This is a genomic window from Methylobacterium sp. J-030 (assembly GCF_022829545.1).
GTDB lineage: Bacteria > Pseudomonadota > Alphaproteobacteria > Rhizobiales > Beijerinckiaceae > Methylobacterium.
Map to the genome: position 1 here is coordinate 120,602 of NZ_JAKSYM010000391.1, position 20,212 is coordinate 140,813.

Here is a 20,212-nt window from a genome sequence, read left to right on the forward strand (position 1 = left end):
ACGAACATGTCGAACGGACTGTTCCAGAACCTGCCGGGCTCCAACGAGATGGCCGGTCTCTACGCCCTGCCGACCGAGCCCTGGTTGTTGCCGATCTCGGATCGCGCCACCGAGGCGGCAGGCAAGACGGCCGAGGAGCTTCAAGCCGCCGTGAAGCGGGCCGCGCGCCCGTTCTGGCTGGCCGCCAATGGTCTGTGCGTCGCCCTCGGCCTCGCCCTGGTGATGCAGTGCGCCACCGGCTGGATGCCGACCGCGCCCCGCAGCGCCGTGACGGTGGCGCAGGCGACCCCGCCGACCATCGCCCCGCAGACGGCCTCGCTGCAGCGCTGAGCCGTTCCGACGGGATGGATACCAGGGCCGGTCCGCAGGGGCCGGCCTTTTTCGTGCGGGGCTGCCCCTTAAGGAGCGACGGTTTTCGTTCGAACGCCTCGGCCGATGCGTCCCGCCCCGTCATCACGAGCGCAGCGAAGTGACCCAGGGCAGCGTGGCCCCGATGCGCGGAGCGCGGCTGGATTGCTTCGCTGCGCCCGCGAGGACGGCCGTGCCCGCGCGATCAGCTCGAAACAGTGGGGCGCGCCCGGGTCCCTCACGCGGTATGCGTGGCTCCCTCCGGTCATTCCGGGGCTTGGCACGATCGCCGCTCCCGGCGCATCGTGACGGTGCGAGACAGGGAGACGCGGATGCGCGCGGTGTTCGTGGATGCCAGCGAGACGCTGGCGGCGGTGGCGCGGCGGCTGCTGCGGCCGGACGATCCGCCCTTCGTGATCCACGACGACCCCGCCATCACCCCGCAGGACCTGCCCGGCCTCCTGGCCGGGGCCGAGATCGCGGTGATCGACCACACCGCCCTCCCCCTCGACGTCGCCCGCGCCTGCGCCGGGCTGAAGCACGTGGTGTTCCTGGGCACCGGGGCGCGCAGCTACATGGACCCGGAGGCGTTGCAGGCCGAACGCGGCGTCGCGGTCCACACCATCAAGGGCTACGGCGACACGGCGGTGGCCGAATGCGCCTTCGCGCTGATGTGGGCGGCGGCAAGGGGCTTGGCCGAGATGGATCGGGCGATGCGCGCCGGATCCTGGCTGCGCAGCGAGGGGATGCAACTCACCGGCAAGACGGTCGGCCTCGTCGGGTTCGGCGGGATCGCGGCCGAGATGGCGCGGCTCTGCGCGGGGATCGGCATGCGGGTGCTCGCCTGGAACCGCACGCCGAGAACGCATCCGGGCGTCGCCTTCGTGCCCCTGGAGCGGCTGCTCGCCGAGAGCGACGTGGTCTCGCTCCACCTGCTTCTGACCGACGCGACAAGGGGCTTCCTCTCGGCCGCCCGCATCGCCGCGATGAAGCCCGGCACCATCCTGATCAACACCGCCCGCGGCGCCGTGATCGACGAGCCGGCCCTGATCGAGGCCCTGCGCACCGGCGCCATTGCGCAGGCCGGGCTCGACGTGTTCACGATCGAGCCCCTGCCGGCGGATCACCCCCTGGCCCGCCTGCCGAACGTCACCCTCTCGGCGCATTCCGCGTTCCGCACGCCCGAGGCCAGCGACAATCTGATCGGCGCCGCCCTGGAGCATTGCCGGCGGATCTCCGCCGGCTGAGGGCGGTCGAGTCCTGGTTTCGAAAGGTCGAGACCTTTCGCGGGTCCAAGGCAGAGCCCTGGTCGGGGCCCTGCCCCGACACCCCGCCAAAGGGCTGAAGCCCTTTGGAAACCCGAAGTTCAGGCTCTCAGTGCTCGGTGCCCGGCATGTTCGGCCGGGGCTCACCGCCGTGGTGGTGGATCACGTTGGAGCGCTCCGGGCTGCCCTTGGCGTTGGCGACCTGCTTCCGGGCCGCGGCGGCCAGGAACCAGATCCCGCCGAGCGTCCCGAAGGCGAGGATCATGAGCGGAAATCCCTGACTCATCGCGGTGCCCTCCTCGATGGCGCCGCGCGGAAGGCACGGTGCCGCATCATTGTGCCGGATGAACCGGCCTGAGGAACGATAACGCGCGAGACCGCGGCGCGTTCACGCGGCGTGTCGCGTCGTCGCCGCGTCCCGCTTTTCCGTATCCCGGCGCAGGGCGGAGAGCACCACGAACATCAGGCCGGCGCCCACCGCGAGGCAGGCCGACAGGAACAGCATCGGCACGAGGTCGCTCCGGGTCAGGTCGCGGATGAGCGGCACCGCGTTCTGGGCCACGAAGCCGCCGAGATTGCCGACCGAGTTGATCGCCGCGATTCCGGCCGCCGCCGTGGCACCGCGCAGGAAGGTCCCGGGCATCGACCAGAACACAGGCTGCGCCGAAAAAGTCCCGGCCGCCGCCACGCACAGGCAGGCGAACTTCATTGCGTTGCCCGGCAGGATGACGGAGAGCGCCAGCCCGGCCGCGCCGACCAGCGCCGGCCCGACAACGTGCCAGGTCAGCGCGTTGCCCTGCGCGCCGGTGCGGGCGGCGTGGCGCGGCACCCACCACAGGGCGACGGCCGTGGCCGTCCAGGGGATGATGTTGAGGAGGCCGTTGGTCAGGTTCGAGACGCCGAAGCCCTTCACCACGGTGGGCAGCCAGTAGCCGAGGCCGTAGGCGGCGAGCGGCAGGAAGACGTAGATGCCCGCCAGCATCAGCACGCGCTTATCGAGGAGCGCCGCGAACGGGTTGCCGTGGTCGACATGACCCCCGGCCTCGCTCTCGGCCTTGAGCGTCCGGCTGAGCCAGTCGCGCTGGGCCTGCGACAGCCAGGGGGCGGTCTCGGGCCTGTCCGGCAGCACGGCCAGCACCACGACGGCCATGAGGATCGCCGGCCCGCCGGTGGCCAGGAACACCCATTGCCAGCCGGCGAGGCCCAGGACCCCGTCGAGGCCGAGCAGCGCCCCGCCGACCACCGCGCCGACCGCGTTGGCCACCGCGCTGGCGATCATGAACCAGCCGATCATCCGCGCCCGGTGGCTCTGCGGGAACCAGAGCGTGAGGGCGAACAGCACGCCGGGGAAGAAGCCGGCCTCCGCGGCGCCGAGCAGGAAGCGCAGCACGTAGAACATCGTGGCGCCCTGGGTGAAGCCCAGCAGCACGGTGACGAGGCCCCAGGTGATCATGATCCGCGCGAACCAGATCCGCGCCCCGACCCGCTCCAGGAAGACGTTGGCCGGCACCTCGAACAGGAAGTAGCCGAGGAAGAACAGCGAGGCCCCGAGCCCGTAGGCGGTCTCGCTGAGGCCTAAGCTGCCCACCATCTCCAGCTTGGCGTAGGAGACGTTCTGCCGGTCGATATAGGCGATCAGGTAGAGCAGCCCGAGGAGCGGCATCAGCCGCAGGGTCACCGTGCGGACGGTGCTCGCGGCAAGATCCTCCCCGGGCGGGGCTTGTCTGGACGGCATGAGGATTCCTCTGGGCGTTCGCGACCCTTCGTGACGGGGCCGGCATTACGCAGAGTAATTCCTGCCCCAGGGCCAGCCTACCGGGCAAGCGCCAGGAGGCGGTCGCAATCGACATGGGCCGCGATGTGTCGCGCGAGCCCGTCCAGCGCCGCCTCGACCCCGGCCTCGTAGGCCGCTCCCTCCGAGGCCGTCCCGAGGCGCACGAGCCACGCCGCCCGCTGGGCGTCGTCGGCGAACAGGCCGTGCACGTAGGTCCCGGCCACGCGCCCGTCCGCCGAGACCGCCCCGTCCAGGCGCCCGTCCGCGAGGCGCAGGAGCGGCCGTGCCGCGTCGGGGCCCTCCGTCGCGCCGATATGCATCTCGTAGCCCGCGAACGGCACGCCGTCGGGCAGGCTCGTTCCGGTGACGGCGGCGAGGCGTTTTTCCGGCGTCATCACGGTGTCGACGTCGAGGAGGCCGAGGCCCGGCACGGTGCGCGGCGCCCCCTCGATCCCGTGCGGGTCGGCGAGGCTTTTTCCCAGCATCTGATAGCCGCCGCAGAGCCCGAGCACCCGGCCGCCCCGGCGGACATGGGCGCGCAGGTCGACGTCCCAGCCCGCGTCGCGAAACGCCTCCAGATCGTCGATCGTGGTCTTGGAGCCCGGCAGCAGCACCAGGGCGGCCTCGGCGGGGATCGGCGTCCCGGGCCGGACCAGCACCACGGAGACGCCGGGCTCCGCCCGCAGGGGGTCGAGATCGTCGAAATTGGCGATCCGCGGCAGCACCGGCACCGCCACCGTGACGGCCCCACTTTTACGCGCGTCCGAGCCGGCGAGCCCCAGCACGTCCTCCGCGGGCAGGCGCGCGGCGTCGGGGAAATGCGGCACGAGGCCGAGGGCCGCCCAGCCGGTGCGCTCGGCGATCAGCCGCATCCCGTCCGCGAACAGGCTCGGATCGCCCCGGAACCGGTTGACGATGAAGCCGGCGATCAGCGCGGCATCGTCGGGATCGATCACCGCCTTGGTGCCGACGAGGCTCGCGATCACCCCGCCCCGGTCGATGTCGCCGACCAGCACCACGGGCGTATTGGTGGCCCGGGCGAAGCCCATATTGGCGATGTCGCCCGCGCGCAGGTTTACCTCCGAGGCCGAGCCCGCGCCCTCGACGAGGACCAGATCGGCTTCCTCGGAGAGCCGGGTGAAGCTCTCCAGGACGGCGGACATCAGCCGGGGCTTCCAGGCCTGGTAGTCGCGGGCCTTCACGGTGGCGACCATCCGGCCCTGCACCACCACCTGGGAGCCGATTTCGCTCTGCGGCTTCAGCAGCACGGGGTTCATGTGGATTGAGGGCGCCACCCGGGCGGCCCGGGCCTGGAGTGCCTGCGCCCGGCCGATCTCGCCGCCATCGGCGGTGACGGCGGCGTTGTTCGACATGTTCTGCGGCTTGAACGGCCGGACCGCCAAGCCCCGGTCCGTGAAGGCGCGCGCCAGCCCCGCCACGAGCAGCGACTTGCCGACATCGGAGCCGGTGCCCTGGATCATCAGGGCTTTCTTCCGCGATGGGCTCAGAACTCGATCCCCTCCTGCGCCTTCACGCCGGCGGCGAAGTGGTGCTTCACGCTGCCCATCTCGGTGACGCAATCGGCGGCCTCGATCAGGGCGGGCTTGGCGTTGCGGCCGGTGACCACGACGTGCAGATCCGGCCGGCGGGCGCGCAGGGCCGCCAGCACGGGGTCGAGGTCGAGGTAGTCGTAGCGCAGCGCGATGTTGAGCTCGTCGAGGACGAGGAGGCGGATCGTGGGATCGGCCATCAGGCCTTCGGCGACCTCCCAGGCGTGGCGGCAGGCGGCGATGTCCCGGGCCTTGTCCTGGGTCTCCCAGGTGAAGCCCTCCCCGAGGGTGTGCCAGACGACCCTTTCGCCGAAGGCCGCGACCGCGTGGCGTTCGCCCGTGTCCCAGCCGCCCTTGATGAACTGCACCATGCCGACCCGCCAGCCCCGGCCGAGCGCCCGCAGCATCAGCCCGAGCGCCGCCGTGCTCTTGCCCTTGCCGGGGCCGGTATGGACCATCAGCAGCCCCTTCTCGATGGTCTTCTCCGCCACCTCGGCGTCCTGCACGGCCTTGCGCTTCTCCATCTTTTCCCGGTGGCGGGTCGCGTCGTCGTTCATGCGGCGGCTCCTGGCTTCACGATGAGGGGCAGCCCGGCGACGGTGAGCACGACCCGGTCGGCCTCGGCGGCGAGCCGCTGGTGCAGGCGCCCGGCCGCGTCGCGGAACCGGCGTGCGAGGGCGTTGTCGGGCACGATCCCCAGCCCGACCTCGTTGCCGACCAGCACCAGCGGGCCCGGGGCGCGGGCGCAGGCGGCGATGAGCCGCACGGTCGCGTCCTCGAGGTTGGACTCGGCCAGGATCAGGTTGGTGAGCCACAGGGTGAGGCAATCGACCAGAACCGGCCCGTCGGCCTCCGCGACGGCTTCCGGCAGGGCGAGCGGCACGTCGCGGGTGCGCCACGCCTCCGGCCGCCGCGCGCGATGCTGGGCGATGCGATCGACCATCTCGTCGTCGAAGGCCTGGGCGGTGGCGAGGTAGAGCCAGGGCCCGGGGCAGGCCTCGATCAGCGCTTCCGCGTAGGCGCTCTTGCCGGAGCGCGCCCCGCCGAGGACGAGGGTCATGCGAGGGGGCGGCTGCGGCATGTCCCTCCATCGCCCCAAGCCGGCCTCCGGTCAAACCCGGACGGTGTGGCGCTTCGGCGGTTGCCGGGCGCCCCCGGTCCGACTATAGAACCCCGGCCTAGCCAGAGCGCCCTTCGTCTAGCGGTCCAGGACGTCGCCCTTTCACGGCGAAAACACGGGTTCGATTCCCGTAGGGCGCGCCAATAAAATCAGGCACTTAGCTGTAATATTCGTGTAGCAGGTTGTCCCTGTACGGAAATTATACGGAAAAGTTGCCGGCGTCCGAGAGCGTTCGCCGGAGTTCGCTGACCTAAGAGACCACCCCGCGATTGCCCGTTCCCGTAAAAGCGGATCGGGAGGATGATGGTGGTTTTTCACGAGCGCAATTGCTGGTTCCACGGTTCTACCTTCAGCGTCTGTGATGGCATGGCGCTAGTCAGCGGCGTGGGCAGATTGACCCATGACGGTGGTGCGCTGAACCTCTACGAGGCCGCTGTCCCGGACGCGGAGGCTTGATCTGGCACAAATACGTGCACGACCGCTTCACACCCTATATTTCATCGCGTCTCTCCAATCTCGCTCGCGAATGCGGCCGCGATAACGGGCACCCGACATATGGCGTGGCATCGCCGCCTCGCACTTCCGGCGCTACGCGCCGAACGTAGGTCAAGAACGTACGGTACGGGTCCTCGCGCGCCCGAGCGAGGGGCGTCTGCTGTTGTGCGCGAGGTCTGCCAGGATTTGCCGTAGGCCCGCATCGTCCAGTCCCTCGAGGCCGCTTTCCTGCGCGCGACTGTAGATGATGTCGCGCAGATAGAGGCGGCTGCCGGCCGGCTCCGACTCGAGGATCCGAACGACGAGATCTTGGAAAGCTTCGGGTAGCATCGTCTGATAGGCGCGCCGCGCCGCGCCGAACTCGAAGTCGACCAACTCGCGGCGCCCCTCGGCCGCCCGCAGCGCCTGCGAGGCGGCGGCGTCGACGGCATCTCCCCGCAGCACGACGCCGTAATCCGTCCGGGCGTCTTCGGCTGTTACAAAGCCATCCTGCACGTCGCGCAGAACCGCCGCTGGATCACGGTCCAGCGCGTCGCCGTACCCCCCACCGCCTGGCGACACGATCCGCACCGTCTCGCCAGGCGCGAGCTTCAACACGTCGATCTTCGGAATCGGACGCTCGCGCCCGTCTCGGTCGACCACGAAGGTAGCTCCGAGCGTTCCCCCGGCGCCGCCTTCTCGCCCCCAGGGATTGAAAAGGAAGCGATCCCAGCCGCGTGACGAGATCTGCGCGTGAGCAGACAGGATCTGACATTCGAACACGATGCCGCTTCCGCCCCGCCACTTCCCTGGCGCCACCGCGTCGTTGAGCTCGTAGCGCCGCACGAAGATTGGAGCGTCGATCTCCAGCGCCTCGACGGGCGCGTTGCGGAGTGCTCCGCCCGAGAAGTTCACCCCGTCGATCCCGTCCTTCCCGGGCCTGCCGCCCGAACCGCCCTGGAGCGGCTGGAGCACGTGGACGACATAGCTCCCCGTCTTCGGCTCGAGGTCACTCAAGGTCAGAAGGCCGAACTGTCCTGATCCCGCGGCCGGGATCCGAGAGGGGACGGCTTGGCTGAGCGCGCCCATGACGACGTCCGAGATCCGAAGTGCGGTCGTGTATCGGATGCCGGTAGGTGCGTAGCGGGTGGGGTTCAGGATGCAGCCGTCCGGCAAGGTGACGGTCACCGGCCGCACCATCCCGCGGTTGAAAGGGATTTCGGGGTCGGAGGTGCGAAGGAAATTGACGATCCCGAGCACGATGAACTGGTTCAGCATGCCGTGCGTCGGCAGGTTAAAGGCCGCGTTCACCTGAGGATCCGTGCCGGTGAAATCGAGGTGGACGTCGCTGTCCGTGACGGTCAGCGCGAGTTTGATCCTGACGTGGTTCGTTTTGAGAAGGTCGCCCTCCAGATAGTCGGAAAACGCGTAGCGACCGTCCGGAACCGCCGCGAAGACCTGCCGGGCCCGCATCTCCGCATAATGCAGCAGGCCTTCAATGACCCGCTCGATCTCGCCCGCGCCGTAGCGCGCGATGCACTCGCCGACCCGGCGCTCGGCGGTGCGCAGCGCGGCGGTGAGCGCGTTGATGTCACCCCAGTTCTGATCGGGGATGCGCCCGTTCGCCAGCACGAAGCGCTTCAACTCCTCGTCGAGCACGCCCGCCTTGTAGAGCTTGATCGGAGGGATCACGACGCCCTCCTGGAACCGGTCCGTCGCGTGCGGCGTGATGCTGCCCGGCACGATGCCGCCAACGTCTGAGGAGTGCACGAAGCACCATGCGAAGCAGATCAGGCGTCCCTCGGCGAAGATCGGCCGGAACGTCATCAGGTCGGGGAGATGCGTCGCCATCCCGCGCGCGTGGTTCGGGTCGTTCGTGAGGACGACGTCCCCCGGCTCGTAGCTGTCGAAGCAGTCGATGGCGGCCTTCAGGTTCATCGAGAGCATGTTCGTCACGCCGATCGAGCGCGGGTAGGCGAACACGTCGCCGTCTCTGGTTACCAGGGCGCTGTCGAAATCCCAGGTTTCCTTGACGAAGGTCGTGAAGGCCGACCTGTGGATGATGTAGCCCATCTCCTCCACGACACCGGTGAAGCGGTTGCCGAGGATCTCAAGGAGGATCTTATCGAGCGCCATCGTCCGCCTCCGCGATGAGATTGCCGAACCGATCAACGCGCGCCGTGTATCCGGATGGCACAAAGGTTGTCGTGTCGTACTGGGTGATTACGGCGGGGCCCGCGATGTTCTGGCCGAGCCCGATCGCCGCGCGCGGGATGAAGCGGGCCGTTTGCCCGCGGCCGTCATGGAAGATGTCTCGCTCGACAGTCGCGGCGGAGAGATCGAAGTCGCTGGCCGCGGCCGAGAGCGTCTCGAGGGCCGGCTTCGGCGTCTCGCCGATCGCGACCGATCTCACATCTCGCACCTCGATCGGGAATCCCCGGTCGGCCTGTCCGTAGATGACCGCGTATTCCTTCCGGAAGGCTGCGGCCAGGCGACTGTCGTCGCCATCGAGATCCCCCGGTGCGACCGGCACCGAGATCTCGAAAGACTGACCGTGGTAGCGCATCTCGATGATGCGGTGGAACCGGTGGCGGGTGTAGGCGAGGTTCTGAGCCTCGAGCCAGGCACCGCCCTCGCGCTCGAGCGCCTCGAAGGCGGCGCGACTGGCATTCACCACCTCGTCCCGGCTCTCGTCCCGAATTTGTATGTGCAGCGTCCGGACGAGATCGCGCCGGACGTCGGCCACGAGCGCCCCCGTCGCGCACAGCACCCCGGGGTTGGCTGGCACCAGCACTTTGCGGAAGCCGATGTCGCGGGCGGCGAGAAGCCCGTGCATCGGCCCTGCCCCGCCGAAGGGCAAGAGGACGTAGTCGGCGTAGTCGACGCCCTTGCGCGCGAGGAGCGGAACGAGCGCCGAGTAGATGTGGGAGGTGGCAATGCGCAGGATGTCCTCCGCGACCGCCTCCGGCTGGCGCCCGAGACCTTCGGCCAGCGCGCCGACGGCCGCATCCGCGAGCGACTTGTCGATCGTGACGCGCCCGTCAGCCAGCTCGCCGGGCTGGACTATGCCTAAACAGACGAAGGCGTCCGTGAGCGTTGCCTCCGTCCCACCGTGGCCGTAGCAGGCCGGCCCCGGCCGCGCGCCCGCGCTGCGCGGTCCGACCTTCAGCACCCCGAAATCATCAATCCAGGCCACTGAGCCGCCGCCTGCCCCAATCGAGGTGACGTCGACAGCCGGCATAATCACCGGGAAATTCCCGACGTGGTTCTCGGTCGAGTAGCGCGGCTCGTCCTCGATGATCGACACGTCCGTCGAGGTGCCGCCCATGTCGAGGGTGACGATCTTTGAGAAGCCTGCGGCCTTTGCCACGAACGCCGCGCCGATCGCGCCCGCGGCCGGCCCTGACATGAGCGTTTCGGTGGGTCTACGCGCGGCCTCCGAGGCGGTCATCACGCCGCCGTTGGACTTCGTGCTCAGAAGGGTCGCGCGCACGCCGAGCGAATCCGCCAGGCTGGTCTGTAGGTCGCCGAAGTACGTCTCCATGCGACGTCCGACATAGGCGTTCATCACGCCGATGAGGGTGCGCTCGTATTCGCGCATCTGCGGCCAGATCTCACTGGAGAGCGAGACGTAGAGGTCCGGCGCGAGCTCGGCGAGGAGCCGCGCGGCCTCCCGCTCGTTCGCACCGTTGCGATAACTGTGCAGGAACCCGACGGCGACCGCCTCGACCCCGAACGCGCGTAGGCTCTCGACGGCCGCCGCGATCGCAGCCCGATCGACGGGGAGCGCGACCGAGCCATCGGCCAGGGTCCGTTCCGCGATCTCGACCACATGGGCGCGCCGCACGAGCGGCGCCGGCATCGCGGTGAAGAAGTTGAAGACGTCGGGCAGCCGATGGCGCCCGATGTACAGGATGTCCCGAAATCCCTGGGTCACTAGGAGCGCAGTCCGCGCACCATTGTATTCGAGAATCGTGTTGACCGCGAGCGTAGTGCCGTGGCTGAAGTAGATGATCTCCTCGGCCGTGGCCCCTTGGGCAACGAGGGCTGCCTGTAACCCGCCTAGGACCGAGCTCGCCGGTCGCGTTCGGTTCGACGGGTACTTGAGCGCGCGGATACGGCCGGTCTCCTCGTCCAGTATCGCGAAATCGGTGAACGTGCCGCCGATATCGACACCGACCCTCAGGCGTGACATGAAGTATACCTTTTTTAAAGACCGACTCTGATTTTGAATATTTTCTGCATAAGAAGGATCAGAGTGCCGACTATGATGATCTGAACGGTGGAGGCTGCGGCGATTGTCGGATCACCCTCCCAGAAGATCTGCGAATAGATCTGAATCGGCAGCGTCGTCGTCTCCGGCCCGGCAACGAAGAGCGCGAGGTTGATGTCCGAGAACGAGACGATGAAGGCGAAGGTCGCGCCGGACAGGATGCTCGATCGGAGATTGGGGACGACCACGCGCAGGAAGGCCTGGACGGGTGTGCACCCGAGGGACCGGGCGGCCTCCTCTAACCGCGGATCAATCGCGACGAGGGCGGAACCCACTACCCGGATCACATAGGGGATCCCGAGGAGCATGTGGCCGAGCACGAGCGTCAGGAAGTTCGTTCGAAACCCCAGCGAGACGCTGACGAGGTACATGGCAGCCCCGAGCAGGATGCTGGGGATGAGGAGCGGGAGCATGAAGACGCTCTCGAACGCCCCTCGCGCCGCGATCCGCGCGCGCACGAGCCCGATGGCCGCGAGGCTCCCGATTACTGTCGCCAGCGCGGACGCAGCGAGGGCGACTGGTAGGCTCACGAGGAAGAGCGCGTCCCGGAACGTCGGCGTGGCGAAGAACCGCGCGTACCAGCGCATCGAGACCGCACCAATGGGAATGCGGAATGCCGAGGTCGGGTTGAACGAGACTCCGATGACAACGAGGATGGGTGCCAGCAGAAACGCGAGCACGCAGACGATCAACAAGCGCAGGACGGGATGGCGCCCATACATGTCAGGCGCCCCGTACCGAGCGCCGTGCCAGGGCACGTCCGGCCGCGAGGCTCAGCCCGAGTAGTGCGAGCACGACGGCGATGAGCACGATGGCCATCGCGGAAGCGAAGGGCCAGTTCATCGCGGTGATGACTTGGTCGTAGATCTCGTTGCCAAGCATCCGATTCGATCGGCCGCCCATCAGGGCCGGCGTGACCACCACACTGATAGCAACCACGAAGACCAGGAGCGCTCCAGACGCGAGCCCGGGGGCGGCGAGCGGGATGAGCACGCGGCGAAACACTGTGATCGCGCCCGCCCCAAGATTGCTCGCGGCCTCCTCGAGGCTGACCGGGACCTTCTCGATCGCCGCCATGGTGGGCAGGACGAGCAGCGGCAGGCAGATCTGGACCAGCGCGATCACAACAGCCGCCTCTGTGTTCATGATTGTCAGCCAGCGTCCAAGCCCAAGCGCCTCGGAGGCGACGTTGATCACGCCGGTGCGGCCCAGGAGCACCATCCACCCAAAGGACCGGATGACCGTCGAGACCATCATCGGCATGACGATCAGGAATAGGCCGATCGTGACCACGCGCCGCGAGCAGCGTGCCAGCCAGTAGGCCACCGGGAAACCCAGGGCCGCGCAAGCGACAGTCGTGATCAGGCCGATCCGTAACGTCCTGACCAACACCTGCACGTAGTACGGGTCTAGCAGCCTGGCGTAGTTTGCGCCCGTCAGCCTTGCACTCCAGAACGCGCGCGGATCGTGAGTGAATACGCTAATTGCCGCCACGTTCGCGAGCGGCAGGACCAGCACCCCGATGAGCACGAGCAGGTAGGGGCCGATCAGCCAGACCCAACCCGGGATCCAGGGCGGGTACGCCGCGATCGCCTCACCGGGCAAGGACGACGACAGCGCAGGCATCGATCCCGATCTCGATTTTAGGTACGGCGAGCGCCACCTCGGCTCGTCGCGTTGCCTTCATGGATGCGAGGAGTGGATCCAGGCCTGGGACGCGCAGGCGGACGTGGATATCTTCCCCAAGGTAGGACACGGTATCGAGTGTTCCAGCGAGGCGGGTCGGGTCGTCCTGACTGTTCTCGGCGGGTTGGATGGTGAGGTTCTCGGGTCTTACGATCGCCCAGACCGCCTCGCCCACACGTCGCGTCGTCCCCGCCGGTAGCCGCGCCCGAAGCAACTGACCTGCGGGAAGTCTCAGGGTCGCGACCTCGTCTCGGATTCCTTCTACCGTCGCCGCGAGGGTGTTCGACTCCCCGATGAAATTGGCAACGAAGCGCGTCGCCGGCGCGCCGTAAATCTCGCGCGGCGTCCCCACCTGTTCGATGCGCCCGTTCGACAGGACGGCGATCCTGTCCGACATTGCGAGCGCCTCCGTCTGATCGTGCGTGACGAAGACGGTGGTTTGGCCGAGCGTCCGCTGCAGACCCCGGAGTTCGTCGCGCATCTGTTGCCGAAGCTTCAGGTCGAGGCTGGAGAGCGGCTCATCGAGGAGGAGCAAGGGCGGCTCAAGGATCAGAGATCGGGCGAGGGCAACCCGCTGCTGCTGCCCGCCGGAGAGCTGCGAGGGCATTCGGGCCCCGCAACCCGCCAAACCCACCAACTCGAGCGTACGGGCTACGCGCCGCGTGATCTCCCCTGCCCCAACCTTCCTCAACGCGAGGCCGAAGCCGACGTTGCCGGCGACCGTAAGGTGCGGGAACAGGGCATGATTCTGGAACACCAACCCGAGGTCGCGGCGATGGGCGGGCTTCGCATCAAGCCGTTCGCCCCCGAGTAGGATGCTGCCGGAGGTCGGCGTCTCGAAACCGGCGATGCAGCGCAGGGTGGTCGATTTCCCGCAGCCGCTCGGACCGAGGAGCGAAAAAAATTCCCCTTGGCGCACGGCCAAGTCGATCGGCCCCACGGTCACTGAGCCTTTGTAAATCTTCGTCACGCTCTTTAATTCGAGCGCGATGTCTTGAGCGAGCACCAGGGCGATTCCTGACTTAGGCGTTCAAAACCTCTTTGTTCCAGCGCTCCAGATAAGGGGAGCGATATTCATTGATCTTTTTCCAATCTAGCTTCGCGGTCTTTTCCAGTCCGCCGGCTGGAATGGCAATGTTCTCGAGCGCGGGCGGCAGCTTGATTTTCTTATTGGCCGGTGGGTACTTCGACCATTGCGAGAATGCCAACTGGCGTTCCGCGTCAAGGGTGGATTGCACGAAGGCCTGGGCGAGTTTGGGGTAAGGTGTCCCCTTCATGATCGAGTAGCCGCTGCCGACAAGGACGGTGCCGGGCACGAGTTCGAAGGCGGCCGGGATGTTAGCCTCCTGCAGCCGGACCGTCCGCCCGTTCCAGTAAGGCATGATCACGATCTCGCCGCTGTCCATGAGCCGCGTCCCGTGATCGGCGTTCTCGACGATGATGGCGCCGTTCTTCTTCACGAGTTCGGCAACCGCGCTCAGACCAGGTGTAATGTCGTCCTCGCTGCCGCCGAGCTGCTTGTTCAAGGCGTGTAACCACGTCATGCCGTACCAGCCGTAGGCCGGAATCCCAACCTTCCCTTTATATTTCGCAAGTCCAAGATCATTGAACGAGGTCGGCTTGGACGCCTCCTTCGTGTTCCATGTCATCCCGAACAGTAGGATGTTGAAGGCCGCGTAGTAATCCCCCTCTTTCGCCTCGTCGAAAATATCCGGGAGCGATGTAATAATTGAGGGGTCATAGGCCTCGATGCAGGACGCGCCGTTCAGCATCGCGTAATCCGACTGCGGGCCGTCAGAGACGTCGTAAGGTGAACTGCCGCAATTCGCCAGAATCTTGGCCGCGGCGACGGACTCTAATTGGGCGGCCTGCAACGGTCTCGGGCCGCTCTGTGCAGCGAAGAACGGGTCAACAAAGATCGTCTTGAGCGTGTCGCCCCACGTGCCGCCCGTCGCCGCCCAAGTAAAGGGTCGGGCCGCCCCGGCAGTCTGCGCGCGCAGCGGGCTGACACCGTCTCGGCCTGCCGCCACCCATGCGCTAGCCGCGGCGCCCTTGAGGGCCGTGCGTCGGGAGATTTTGCCCGTCATGTCCGTCACTCGTGCGCTGCAAGGGCAAACGGCCGGGCGGGCGCGAGCGACCCTTGGTCCGGCTCTTGCGATCATCCAGCACCAGCAAGAGACTGGCCAGTTGGGAGCCTTTCAGGAAGGTCGAATAAATACGCATGAGGTCAGGATGAGCGGGTGGGATCGAGTGATCAGGCGCTACCGGCGCATGAACGGGCTCACGCAGGCTGCCCTCGGCGAAGTGCTCGGCGTCGAGCAGGCCACCGTGTCTCGCTGGGAATGCGGGTTTCACCATCCCGATCTCGCAATGCAGAAGCGCCTGCGCTCTCTCCTGAGGCATGATTTCGTCGCCTCGGACGACATCATTATGCACCGGGTGCGGAACTCGCTCTCAGCGATGAAAATGGCTCACATGAATGGGCGTAATCTGGCCGTTTCTGGCAAAGCGGCAACGCTGCACGGCGTCAATCGCGAATTTCTGGAGGGGCTTGAGTACCGCCACCTGTTCACCGACGTCCTCGGTGCGCAGTGGCAGTTGGCGCGTGAGGCCGGGTTTTTCCGAGGCGAGATCGCCAGCATTCACGTTTACAATACCTGGCGCCCAGCCTGCGGTGGAGAAATTCGATACTGTGAGGGGTTCTGGACCCCCACCTTCTTGTCGGACGGACAGGTTATGCTCACGAGTGAGTTCGCCGACATCGAAGCCGCCGTGTACAAGCAAGTGCCAGAAGATGGACGTGTCACGGTCGTGAGTGTGGACGATCTATTTCAATAATCTGAAATGTTAAGGTATTAATCTTCCCATAAAAATATATACAATACTATAGGTTTTTCTAATCACTCAGATTATTCTGCGGTGGATTGATATTGATACCGTACGTCATGAATGCCGCCAATGTGGGTCGGCCGTACGCCTCCTCGCTTTATGCTCACTCTTGCGATTGTCTCAGCAAGGGCTCCACGTTCGAGCCGCGACTATGGATTTTCTGCTCTGAAGGCGATTTGCAGGCTAATATGAAGGAAAAGGGCGAAACTTGTGTCCAAATGGTCATTGAAGAAGCGCATTAACTAGCTGATTTATAATGTGTTTTTTGAATGCCGGTCGTGTGGCAGTTTTTTTCAGCTTAGGGTGGGGACTTTGCGTCTTAGTATGAAGATTCTCGGTCGTGAATTGGGATCCCGGGTCGGTTGCGCAGGCCTTCCGCGCGCCACTCAGCATCGAACAGCTGTTCCTGCTCGGATCGACGAGCCGCGCTCAGCGCATCGTCTTCCGGCCAGTCCGACTTGATTTTGGCGAGACCAACTACACGGCGTTGCCGGTGCGCGAGCCGGAATGTGTGGTCGCGCAATTCCCAGCCATCATCGAGATGGGGCCAGGCGCCGGTCTCGAGCGCCGACAGTACAGGCAGCTCCGCCGCAGCCGTCTCACGTGCACCCGGCGCGAGCGTGCGCGAAGGCCCATATTGACGCTGCGTGAAGCGTTCGCCGAGCGGTCTGCGCAGCCTTTCTTCGATCTTGAGTGCGTCGATGAGCATGTCCGGTGTCGCGGCATCTCTGCTGGCTTTGGGCGGTGCAGTCGGCATCAAGCTGCCGCACAGGTCGCGCACCAGCCGCCAATGTCGACGTACCTTCGCTGCCTCGTCTCCCACAGGCCAGCGATCGACCGTAATCGCCGCGGGCGAACACGCGCAACGAAGTTTGGAGGCGACAAAATCACTCCGCAGCCAGCCCTCGATGTCCCCGGCTGCCACAGGCAGCGTCGCGATAAGGTCGGTGCCCCGTCCTTCGGTTTCGTCCTGCCGGTGCACGTAGATCCAGTGGAACGAGTCGGGATCCCCCGGCGCCCTCCCCCCGTGCGTCTTGGCGACTCGGTCCGCGACGACCATGCCCATCTCGTGCGTCAGGGCTGTCACGAACGCGGCAACGTCCTTCGGCGCTGCGTCGGCGAAGGCGCTGTAGCGCAGGCAGATCCGCGCGTCGAAGGTCTGCCCGTGCATCTGCATGAGGAACGACCCCGCTTCCCAGATCTGGCCGACTTGGTCCCGAGAAAGGTAGCGCTGACCCATCTCGACCGCGCCAAGCGCCTGAGCGCGTCGGGTTGGCCGACCGCTCCCGTAGGCCCGGCGTGGTTTCAGGCTCGCTGGCTGATCTGCCCGCAGCGTCAGCCCTGCCTGCCCGTTGATCAGTTCGTCGAAGTCACTCACCCTGACCAGTAGTCCCGCCGCGGTCTCTGGGACCGCAGCGGGGCGCCATGCCTGCAGGATCGCGCGGAAGAATGGGCGCGCGGCGAGGCCGAGGCGCGCACCGCAGACCCGGAGCGCTGCGACGAGTTCTGCGCGTTCCGCGAGGGTGAGGGCCGATGCACGGCCGGTCTGGTCTAGGTGCAGGATGTCGACGCCGAACAGGTCGGCCAGGAAGGACTCGACGCCCCGGACCTTTACATCGGGATCGCGATCCCAGCCATTCAGCGCTGCCATCTGCGCTGCGAGACCCTGGTTCTTCGCCACGGCTGCGACGTACCCGTGGAGGGCAGCCGGACCGTCGGTCCCCCGCAGTGCCCGCACCGCGGCGCGCGTCACCGACCCGGACGTGGCCAATACCTCAAGCTCACCGATCAGGCCGCGCAAGCCCCCGGGCGCCTCGTGTGCAAGCTCCTCGAGGGCGGCCGTCTCGCATGACAGCCCCTCGTCCGGGCAGGCGCAGATCGACGCCAGAATCCGCCTGCGGGCGGCCACGCTCGGTCTTGGAACGTGGACCGGTCGTAGAGCATGGCGCACGCGCTCGGGGATGCGCTCCGGCTCGGAACTCATAAGGATGAAGGTCACCTCCAGCGGCGGGGGCTCGAGACAGGTGTGCAGCACGGCAAAGGCGCGCTCGCTCAAGCGGTGTGCATCGTCGATGCTGACGACGCGCCAATCATCTCTCGCGTACCCGCGCGCGTCGATGGCATTGGCGATGACCCGTTGCTCGTTGGATTCGAGGTCGGCGGCGTCGAAGCGAGACCAAGGCGAGCCGGGCTTACGCGCGTCCAGGCAGTCCTCGCACTTCCCGCAGGGTTCCCCCTCTCCCTCCCGACAGAGGAGCGCGCGGGCGTAGATCTCGCCGAGTACCGTCTTCCCGCAACCTTGAGGCCCGTGCAGCAGCACGCTGCGACCGCGTCGCGCCCGCACTTCCGCCTTGAGGAAGGCCACGGCGTCGGGATGCGCGATCGCTTCCGCGAAGCACTCGGGCCTATGGCGTTCAGCCAAGCTCGAGCGCCGGCGCCTTTCTCGGGTGGATGCCGTTTCGGCCCTGGCCACGCGCCGCCCTGATCCTCGAATTTCAACGAAACGCTAGGACCCTGTCCTGATTTTTCCGTTTCGGTCCCTGCACACAGCGACCGCCCTCGCTATACTGCCTAGCTTAGACGGAGGACAGCCGTGGCTGCGGACGATCCAAACGATCCTAGTTCATCAGACGTCGGCCGGGACGCCGACCGCGCCGACCACGAGACGGCGTTAGATCGCTGCTCGCCGGATCTACTAGACGCGGACGGCCCCTCGTCGACGAAGACTGACCCGTGCCGCGAATCGACAATGACCGCGGCGGCAACGTCTGATGGGCAGAACGAAACGTGCGTGAAACCTGCAGACGGCGATTCGTTCATAAGCACTCATTCCCCGCACGCCGCGCCCGAGTCGCCCCCACCCGCGATGCCGGCCGACATCGCTGATGCGATTTGTGAGCCTGCATCGGCTGAGAGCACATCGCCCGTCGATCGACAGGTCGAAGAGGTGAATACGAGCGAGTCTCCCGTGCACACCACTGGCGACCACTCCCCGGACTTGCCACTCCTCGCCTCGTCGGCCGACTTGCTTGCGAGCGACAGGTCGATCAGCCCACCTGCACCGGCTAACATCGCAGCCACTGCGTCGGACTTCGACGACGCAGACTCATCCGCAACTGCGATCGGGCGCGGCTGCTCGTCGTCGGGTGGATCAGATGTACAAGCCATGGAGAACGAGCTTGAGGCTGCGCCTGCGTCCACGCCGGCGCCGGCCGCAAACTCCGCAGTTCTGCCTTCGGAAGACCCCGCTGCGGCGTCGCACGACGGACCGGTTCCATCCGTGCCGATCTTCCCGCTCGCCGACCCGGACCGGGGCTTCGAGCAGTTCTTGGAGGACGCGGCCGATACAAGCTGGGTTCCAACACCGCTTGCAGGTCTCGATCACCTCCTCGGTTTACCGAGCCGGTTGCCGGACCTCACCCTGGATGATCTGACCGGGCCGACGCTGGACGCTCCCTTCGTCGAGGATGGCACCTACAGCTTCGCCTTCGAAGCCAACGATTTCGCACGCCTCGTCCAGGTCGTTGCCCCGACCGCCCGGTCCGGCTCGATCACCATGGATCGGGCGCCGAACCCACACTCGAATGTGCGCCGGTCCGAAGCGCAACTCCTGAACGCGTCCGACCACGTCAAGCTCGTGCTCACCCGCGGCGCGCTGTTCGCGCAGACCTATGACGGGATCTCCTACGCTCAGATCCTGATCCCGGTTGATAGTAATGCGTCGACGCTTGAACCTGGTACCAAGGTTGCAATGGTCCTTTATCTGCACGAACTCGCCGCCGCCGCCGGCGGCCTAGGAGGGACCGTCCGCGCGTCTCTCGACGGAAGCGAGCAGCGCCTGCACCTCGCGTCCGAGACGTTCGAACGCCCCCTGAATTTTGTCCCCCCCGTACGATTGCACGATCTGCGGGCGAGCCGGATCGGTACGCTCGATCGAGCGACGCACAAGGCACTTCCCAACAGGCTGCTCCGGCGAGCGTTGGCTTATGTCACGCGGGTGACCGAAGAAAGGGTCGGCACGGCCAATCTACCTGGCGAGGATCGGGAGGCGAGCGATACGGTCCTTCTGGGTAGCGACATCCTCAGCGCGACCTCGGGGTTCGCGAGCGCTACGGTCACTACGAAAGACTTTGCTGGCGCCGCGTTCCGCATGGGATGGTCCGTTACGATCGTCGCAGAGCGGGTACTCGCCGCAATGGCGCCAGAGGTCGATCTCTACGCGACGGACAAGGGCTACGTGCTGCGCGACGCGTACACGGCCTTCGGTTTTGCGAAGCGGCGCGAGGTCAAGCATCCGAGAACATCGCCGTATCGACCCGCGACGGTCTGCTCCCTGATGGTGCCGCGCACTCCGCTACGCCAAGCTCTGCGAGCCCTGCGCGCGGCTGGGCCCAAAGCCGACGAGAGGGATCCGACGGAGTCGACGCCGGACCTCGACATCGTACGCTTCGTCTGCACGAGGGGGGAGGTGCTGCCGGAGTGCGCACTCGAGAGCCGGGGCGCTGATGGAAAGACGATCCGCATCCGTTTGGACGGGGTGCGTCGCACCGGCGATGCTGGTCTGGATGCAACGGGAATAAAACTCCACGTCCATTTCTCCCGGCACGATCTCGCCGCGGTCGCGGAGTCCTTCGACTCCTCCAACATCGAGTTGGCGTTCTATCCCGACGCAGGTTGTCTCATCGTGCGCGACGCGGACGACGCAACCGGCTTCGAGACCGAGGCGGTGATCGCGCTGCGCGCGAAGAAGCGCCCCGTAAAAATCAAAAAACCCAAAGTGCCGCGCCTTCCGGAGCTTGTCCCGTGAGCGACCTCCACAGCGTAACGGCGCCC

17 protein-coding genes and 1 tRNA gene are annotated in these 20,212 nt (G+C 66.6%); 6 read left to right on the forward strand and 12 right to left on the reverse strand.

The features are described 5' to 3' along the window. Positions 1-6: 6 nt before the first annotated feature. A complete protein-coding gene (locus MKK75_RS31980) occupies positions 7-330 on the forward strand; it encodes a hypothetical protein (protein WP_244046498.1) in 324 nt (107 codons plus the stop codon). 350 nt (positions 331-680) lie between these two features. Continuing rightward, a complete protein-coding gene (locus MKK75_RS31985; protein ID WP_244046499.1) occupies positions 681-1,595 on the forward strand; it encodes an NAD(P)-dependent oxidoreductase in 915 nt (304 codons plus the stop codon). A 127-nt stretch (positions 1,596-1,722) separates the two neighbouring features. Here the strand turns inward: MKK75_RS31985 and MKK75_RS31990 are convergent, their stop codons facing one another. The 5 genes from MKK75_RS31990 to cobU all read right to left on the reverse strand — a co-directional run bounded on the left by MKK75_RS31990 (position 1,723) and on the right by cobU (position 6,018). After that, positions 1,723-1,899, reverse strand: coding sequence for a hypothetical protein (locus tag MKK75_RS31990; RefSeq protein WP_244002321.1), 177 nt, complete (start codon positions 1,897-1,899; stop codon positions 1,723-1,725). Positions 1,900-2,001: 102 nt separating this feature from the next. Then, on the reverse strand, positions 2,002-3,348 hold the full coding sequence (locus tag MKK75_RS31995) for an MFS transporter (protein WP_244046500.1): 1,347 nt from the start codon (positions 3,346-3,348) through the stop codon (positions 2,002-2,004). Positions 3,349-3,425: 77 nt separating this feature from the next. Beyond that, entirely contained in the window at positions 3,426-4,868 is a 1,443-nt protein-coding gene (locus MKK75_RS32000; RefSeq protein WP_244046501.1) for a cobyric acid synthase, read from the reverse strand. A 23-nt stretch (positions 4,869-4,891) separates the two neighbouring features. Further along, positions 4,892-5,494, reverse strand: a complete 603-nt coding sequence (cobO, locus tag MKK75_RS32005) for a cob(I)yrinic acid a,c-diamide adenosyltransferase (RefSeq protein WP_244046502.1) — start codon at positions 5,492-5,494, stop codon at positions 4,892-4,894. Further along, the gene (gene cobU / locus MKK75_RS32010; protein ID WP_244046503.1) at positions 5,491-6,018 is read right to left on the reverse strand and encodes a bifunctional adenosylcobinamide kinase/adenosylcobinamide-phosphate guanylyltransferase; all 528 of its coding nucleotides are present in this window, start codon (positions 6,016-6,018) and stop codon (positions 5,491-5,493) included. Before cobU ends, cobO begins: the two co-directional genes overlap by 4 nt. Positions 6,019-6,124: 106 nt before the next feature. On the opposite strand from cobU, the gene MKK75_RS32015 reads away from it, so the two are divergent. Together MKK75_RS32015 and MKK75_RS32020 are read left to right on the forward strand one after the other, a co-directional pair. Beyond that, positions 6,125-6,200 (forward strand) — tRNA-Glu (locus MKK75_RS32015). Between the two features lie 157 nt (positions 6,201-6,357). Continuing rightward, positions 6,358-6,513: a hypothetical protein gene (locus tag MKK75_RS32020; RefSeq protein WP_244046504.1), complete on the forward strand. Its 156-nt coding sequence runs from the start codon at positions 6,358-6,360 to the stop codon at positions 6,511-6,513. A gap of 150 nt (positions 6,514-6,663) precedes the next feature. Here MKK75_RS32020 and MKK75_RS32025 read toward each other — a convergent pair whose 3' ends face one another. The 6 genes from MKK75_RS32025 to MKK75_RS32050 are packed head-to-tail and all read right to left on the reverse strand — an operon-like array spanning position 6,664 to position 14,577. Next, positions 6,664-8,667 carry a hydantoinase B/oxoprolinase family protein gene (locus MKK75_RS32025; RefSeq protein ID WP_244046505.1) on the reverse strand — a complete coding sequence of 668 codons (2,004 nt, stop codon included), beginning with the start codon at positions 8,665-8,667 and terminating at the stop codon, positions 6,664-6,666. Continuing rightward, positions 8,654-10,726 (reverse strand): hydantoinase/oxoprolinase family protein, encoded by a 2,073-nt coding sequence (locus MKK75_RS32030; protein ID WP_244046506.1) that lies wholly within the window; start codon positions 10,724-10,726, stop codon positions 8,654-8,656. The genes MKK75_RS32025 and MKK75_RS32030 overlap by 14 nt, the downstream gene beginning before the upstream one ends. Positions 10,727-10,740: 14 nt before the next feature. Beyond that, complete coding sequence (locus MKK75_RS32035; protein WP_244046507.1) at positions 10,741-11,484, reverse strand: ABC transporter permease; 744 nt, start codon at positions 11,482-11,484, stop codon at positions 10,741-10,743. 43 nt (positions 11,485-11,527) lie between these two features. Continuing rightward, positions 11,528-12,430: an ABC transporter permease gene (locus MKK75_RS32040; RefSeq protein ID WP_244046508.1), complete on the reverse strand. Its 903-nt coding sequence runs from the start codon at positions 12,428-12,430 to the stop codon at positions 11,528-11,530. After that, the gene (locus MKK75_RS32045) at positions 12,399-13,496 is read right to left on the reverse strand and encodes an ABC transporter ATP-binding protein (RefSeq protein WP_244046509.1); all 1,098 of its coding nucleotides are present in this window, start codon (positions 13,494-13,496) and stop codon (positions 12,399-12,401) included. The genes MKK75_RS32040 and MKK75_RS32045 overlap by 32 nt, the downstream gene beginning before the upstream one ends. A gap of 16 nt (positions 13,497-13,512) precedes the next feature. Beyond that, positions 13,513-14,577: an extracellular solute-binding protein gene (locus tag MKK75_RS32050; protein WP_244046510.1), complete on the reverse strand. Its 1,065-nt coding sequence runs from the start codon at positions 14,575-14,577 to the stop codon at positions 13,513-13,515. Here MKK75_RS32050 and MKK75_RS32055 point away from each other — a divergent pair. Next, complete coding sequence (locus MKK75_RS32055; RefSeq protein WP_244046511.1) at positions 14,576-15,328, forward strand: helix-turn-helix domain-containing protein; 753 nt, start codon at positions 14,576-14,578, stop codon at positions 15,326-15,328. The genes MKK75_RS32050 and MKK75_RS32055 overlap by 2 nt on opposite strands. A 370-nt stretch (positions 15,329-15,698) precedes the next feature. Here the strand turns inward: MKK75_RS32055 and MKK75_RS32060 are convergent, their stop codons facing one another. Further along, positions 15,699-17,801, reverse strand: a complete 2,103-nt coding sequence (locus tag MKK75_RS32060) for an AAA family ATPase (RefSeq protein WP_244046512.1) — start codon at positions 17,799-17,801, stop codon at positions 15,699-15,701. A 744-nt stretch (positions 17,802-18,545) separates the two neighbouring features. Here MKK75_RS32060 and MKK75_RS32065 point away from each other — a divergent pair. Beyond that, entirely contained in the window at positions 18,546-20,186 is a 1,641-nt protein-coding gene (locus MKK75_RS32065) for a hypothetical protein (RefSeq protein WP_244046513.1), read from the forward strand. The last annotated feature ends 26 nt before the right edge of the window (positions 20,187-20,212 follow it).

Bases quoted from the DNA above. Each gene is read 5' to 3' on its own strand.
- MKK75_RS32040 (WP_244046508.1), bottom strand. From the start codon at position 12,430: ATGCCTGCGCTGTCGTCGTCCTTGCCCGGTGAGGCGATCGCGGCGTAC.
- MKK75_RS31985 (WP_244046499.1), top strand. From the start codon at position 681: ATGCGCGCGGTGTTCGTGGATGCCAGCGAGACGCTGGCGGCGGTGGCG.
- cobU (WP_244046503.1), bottom strand. From the start codon at position 6,018: ATGCCGCAGCCGCCCCCTCGCATGACCCTCGTCCTCGGCGGGGCGCGC.
- MKK75_RS32055 (WP_244046511.1), top strand. From the start codon at position 14,576: ATGTCCGTCACTCGTGCGCTGCAAGGGCAAACGGCCGGGCGGGCGCGA.
- cobO (WP_244046502.1), bottom strand. From the start codon at position 5,494: ATGAACGACGACGCGACCCGCCACCGGGAAAAGATGGAGAAGCGCAAG.
- MKK75_RS32050 (WP_244046510.1), bottom strand. From the start codon at position 14,577: ATGACGGGCAAAATCTCCCGACGCACGGCCCTCAAGGGCGCCGCGGCT.
- MKK75_RS32000 (WP_244046501.1), bottom strand. From the start codon at position 4,868: ATGATCCAGGGCACCGGCTCCGATGTCGGCAAGTCGCTGCTCGTGGCG.
- MKK75_RS31995 (WP_244046500.1), bottom strand. From the start codon at position 3,348: ATGCCGTCCAGACAAGCCCCGCCCGGGGAGGATCTTGCCGCGAGCACC.
- MKK75_RS32030 (WP_244046506.1), bottom strand. From the start codon at position 10,726: ATGTCACGCCTGAGGGTCGGTGTCGATATCGGCGGCACGTTCACCGAT.
- MKK75_RS32025 (WP_244046505.1), bottom strand. From the start codon at position 8,667: ATGGCGCTCGATAAGATCCTCCTTGAGATCCTCGGCAACCGCTTCACC.
- MKK75_RS32020 (WP_244046504.1), top strand. From the start codon at position 6,358: ATGATGGTGGTTTTTCACGAGCGCAATTGCTGGTTCCACGGTTCTACC.
- MKK75_RS31980 (WP_244046498.1), top strand. From the start codon at position 7: ATGTCGAACGGACTGTTCCAGAACCTGCCGGGCTCCAACGAGATGGCC.
- MKK75_RS31990 (WP_244002321.1), bottom strand. From the start codon at position 1,899: ATGAGTCAGGGATTTCCGCTCATGATCCTCGCCTTCGGGACGCTCGGC.
- MKK75_RS32065 (WP_244046513.1), top strand. From the start codon at position 18,546: ATGGAGAACGAGCTTGAGGCTGCGCCTGCGTCCACGCCGGCGCCGGCC.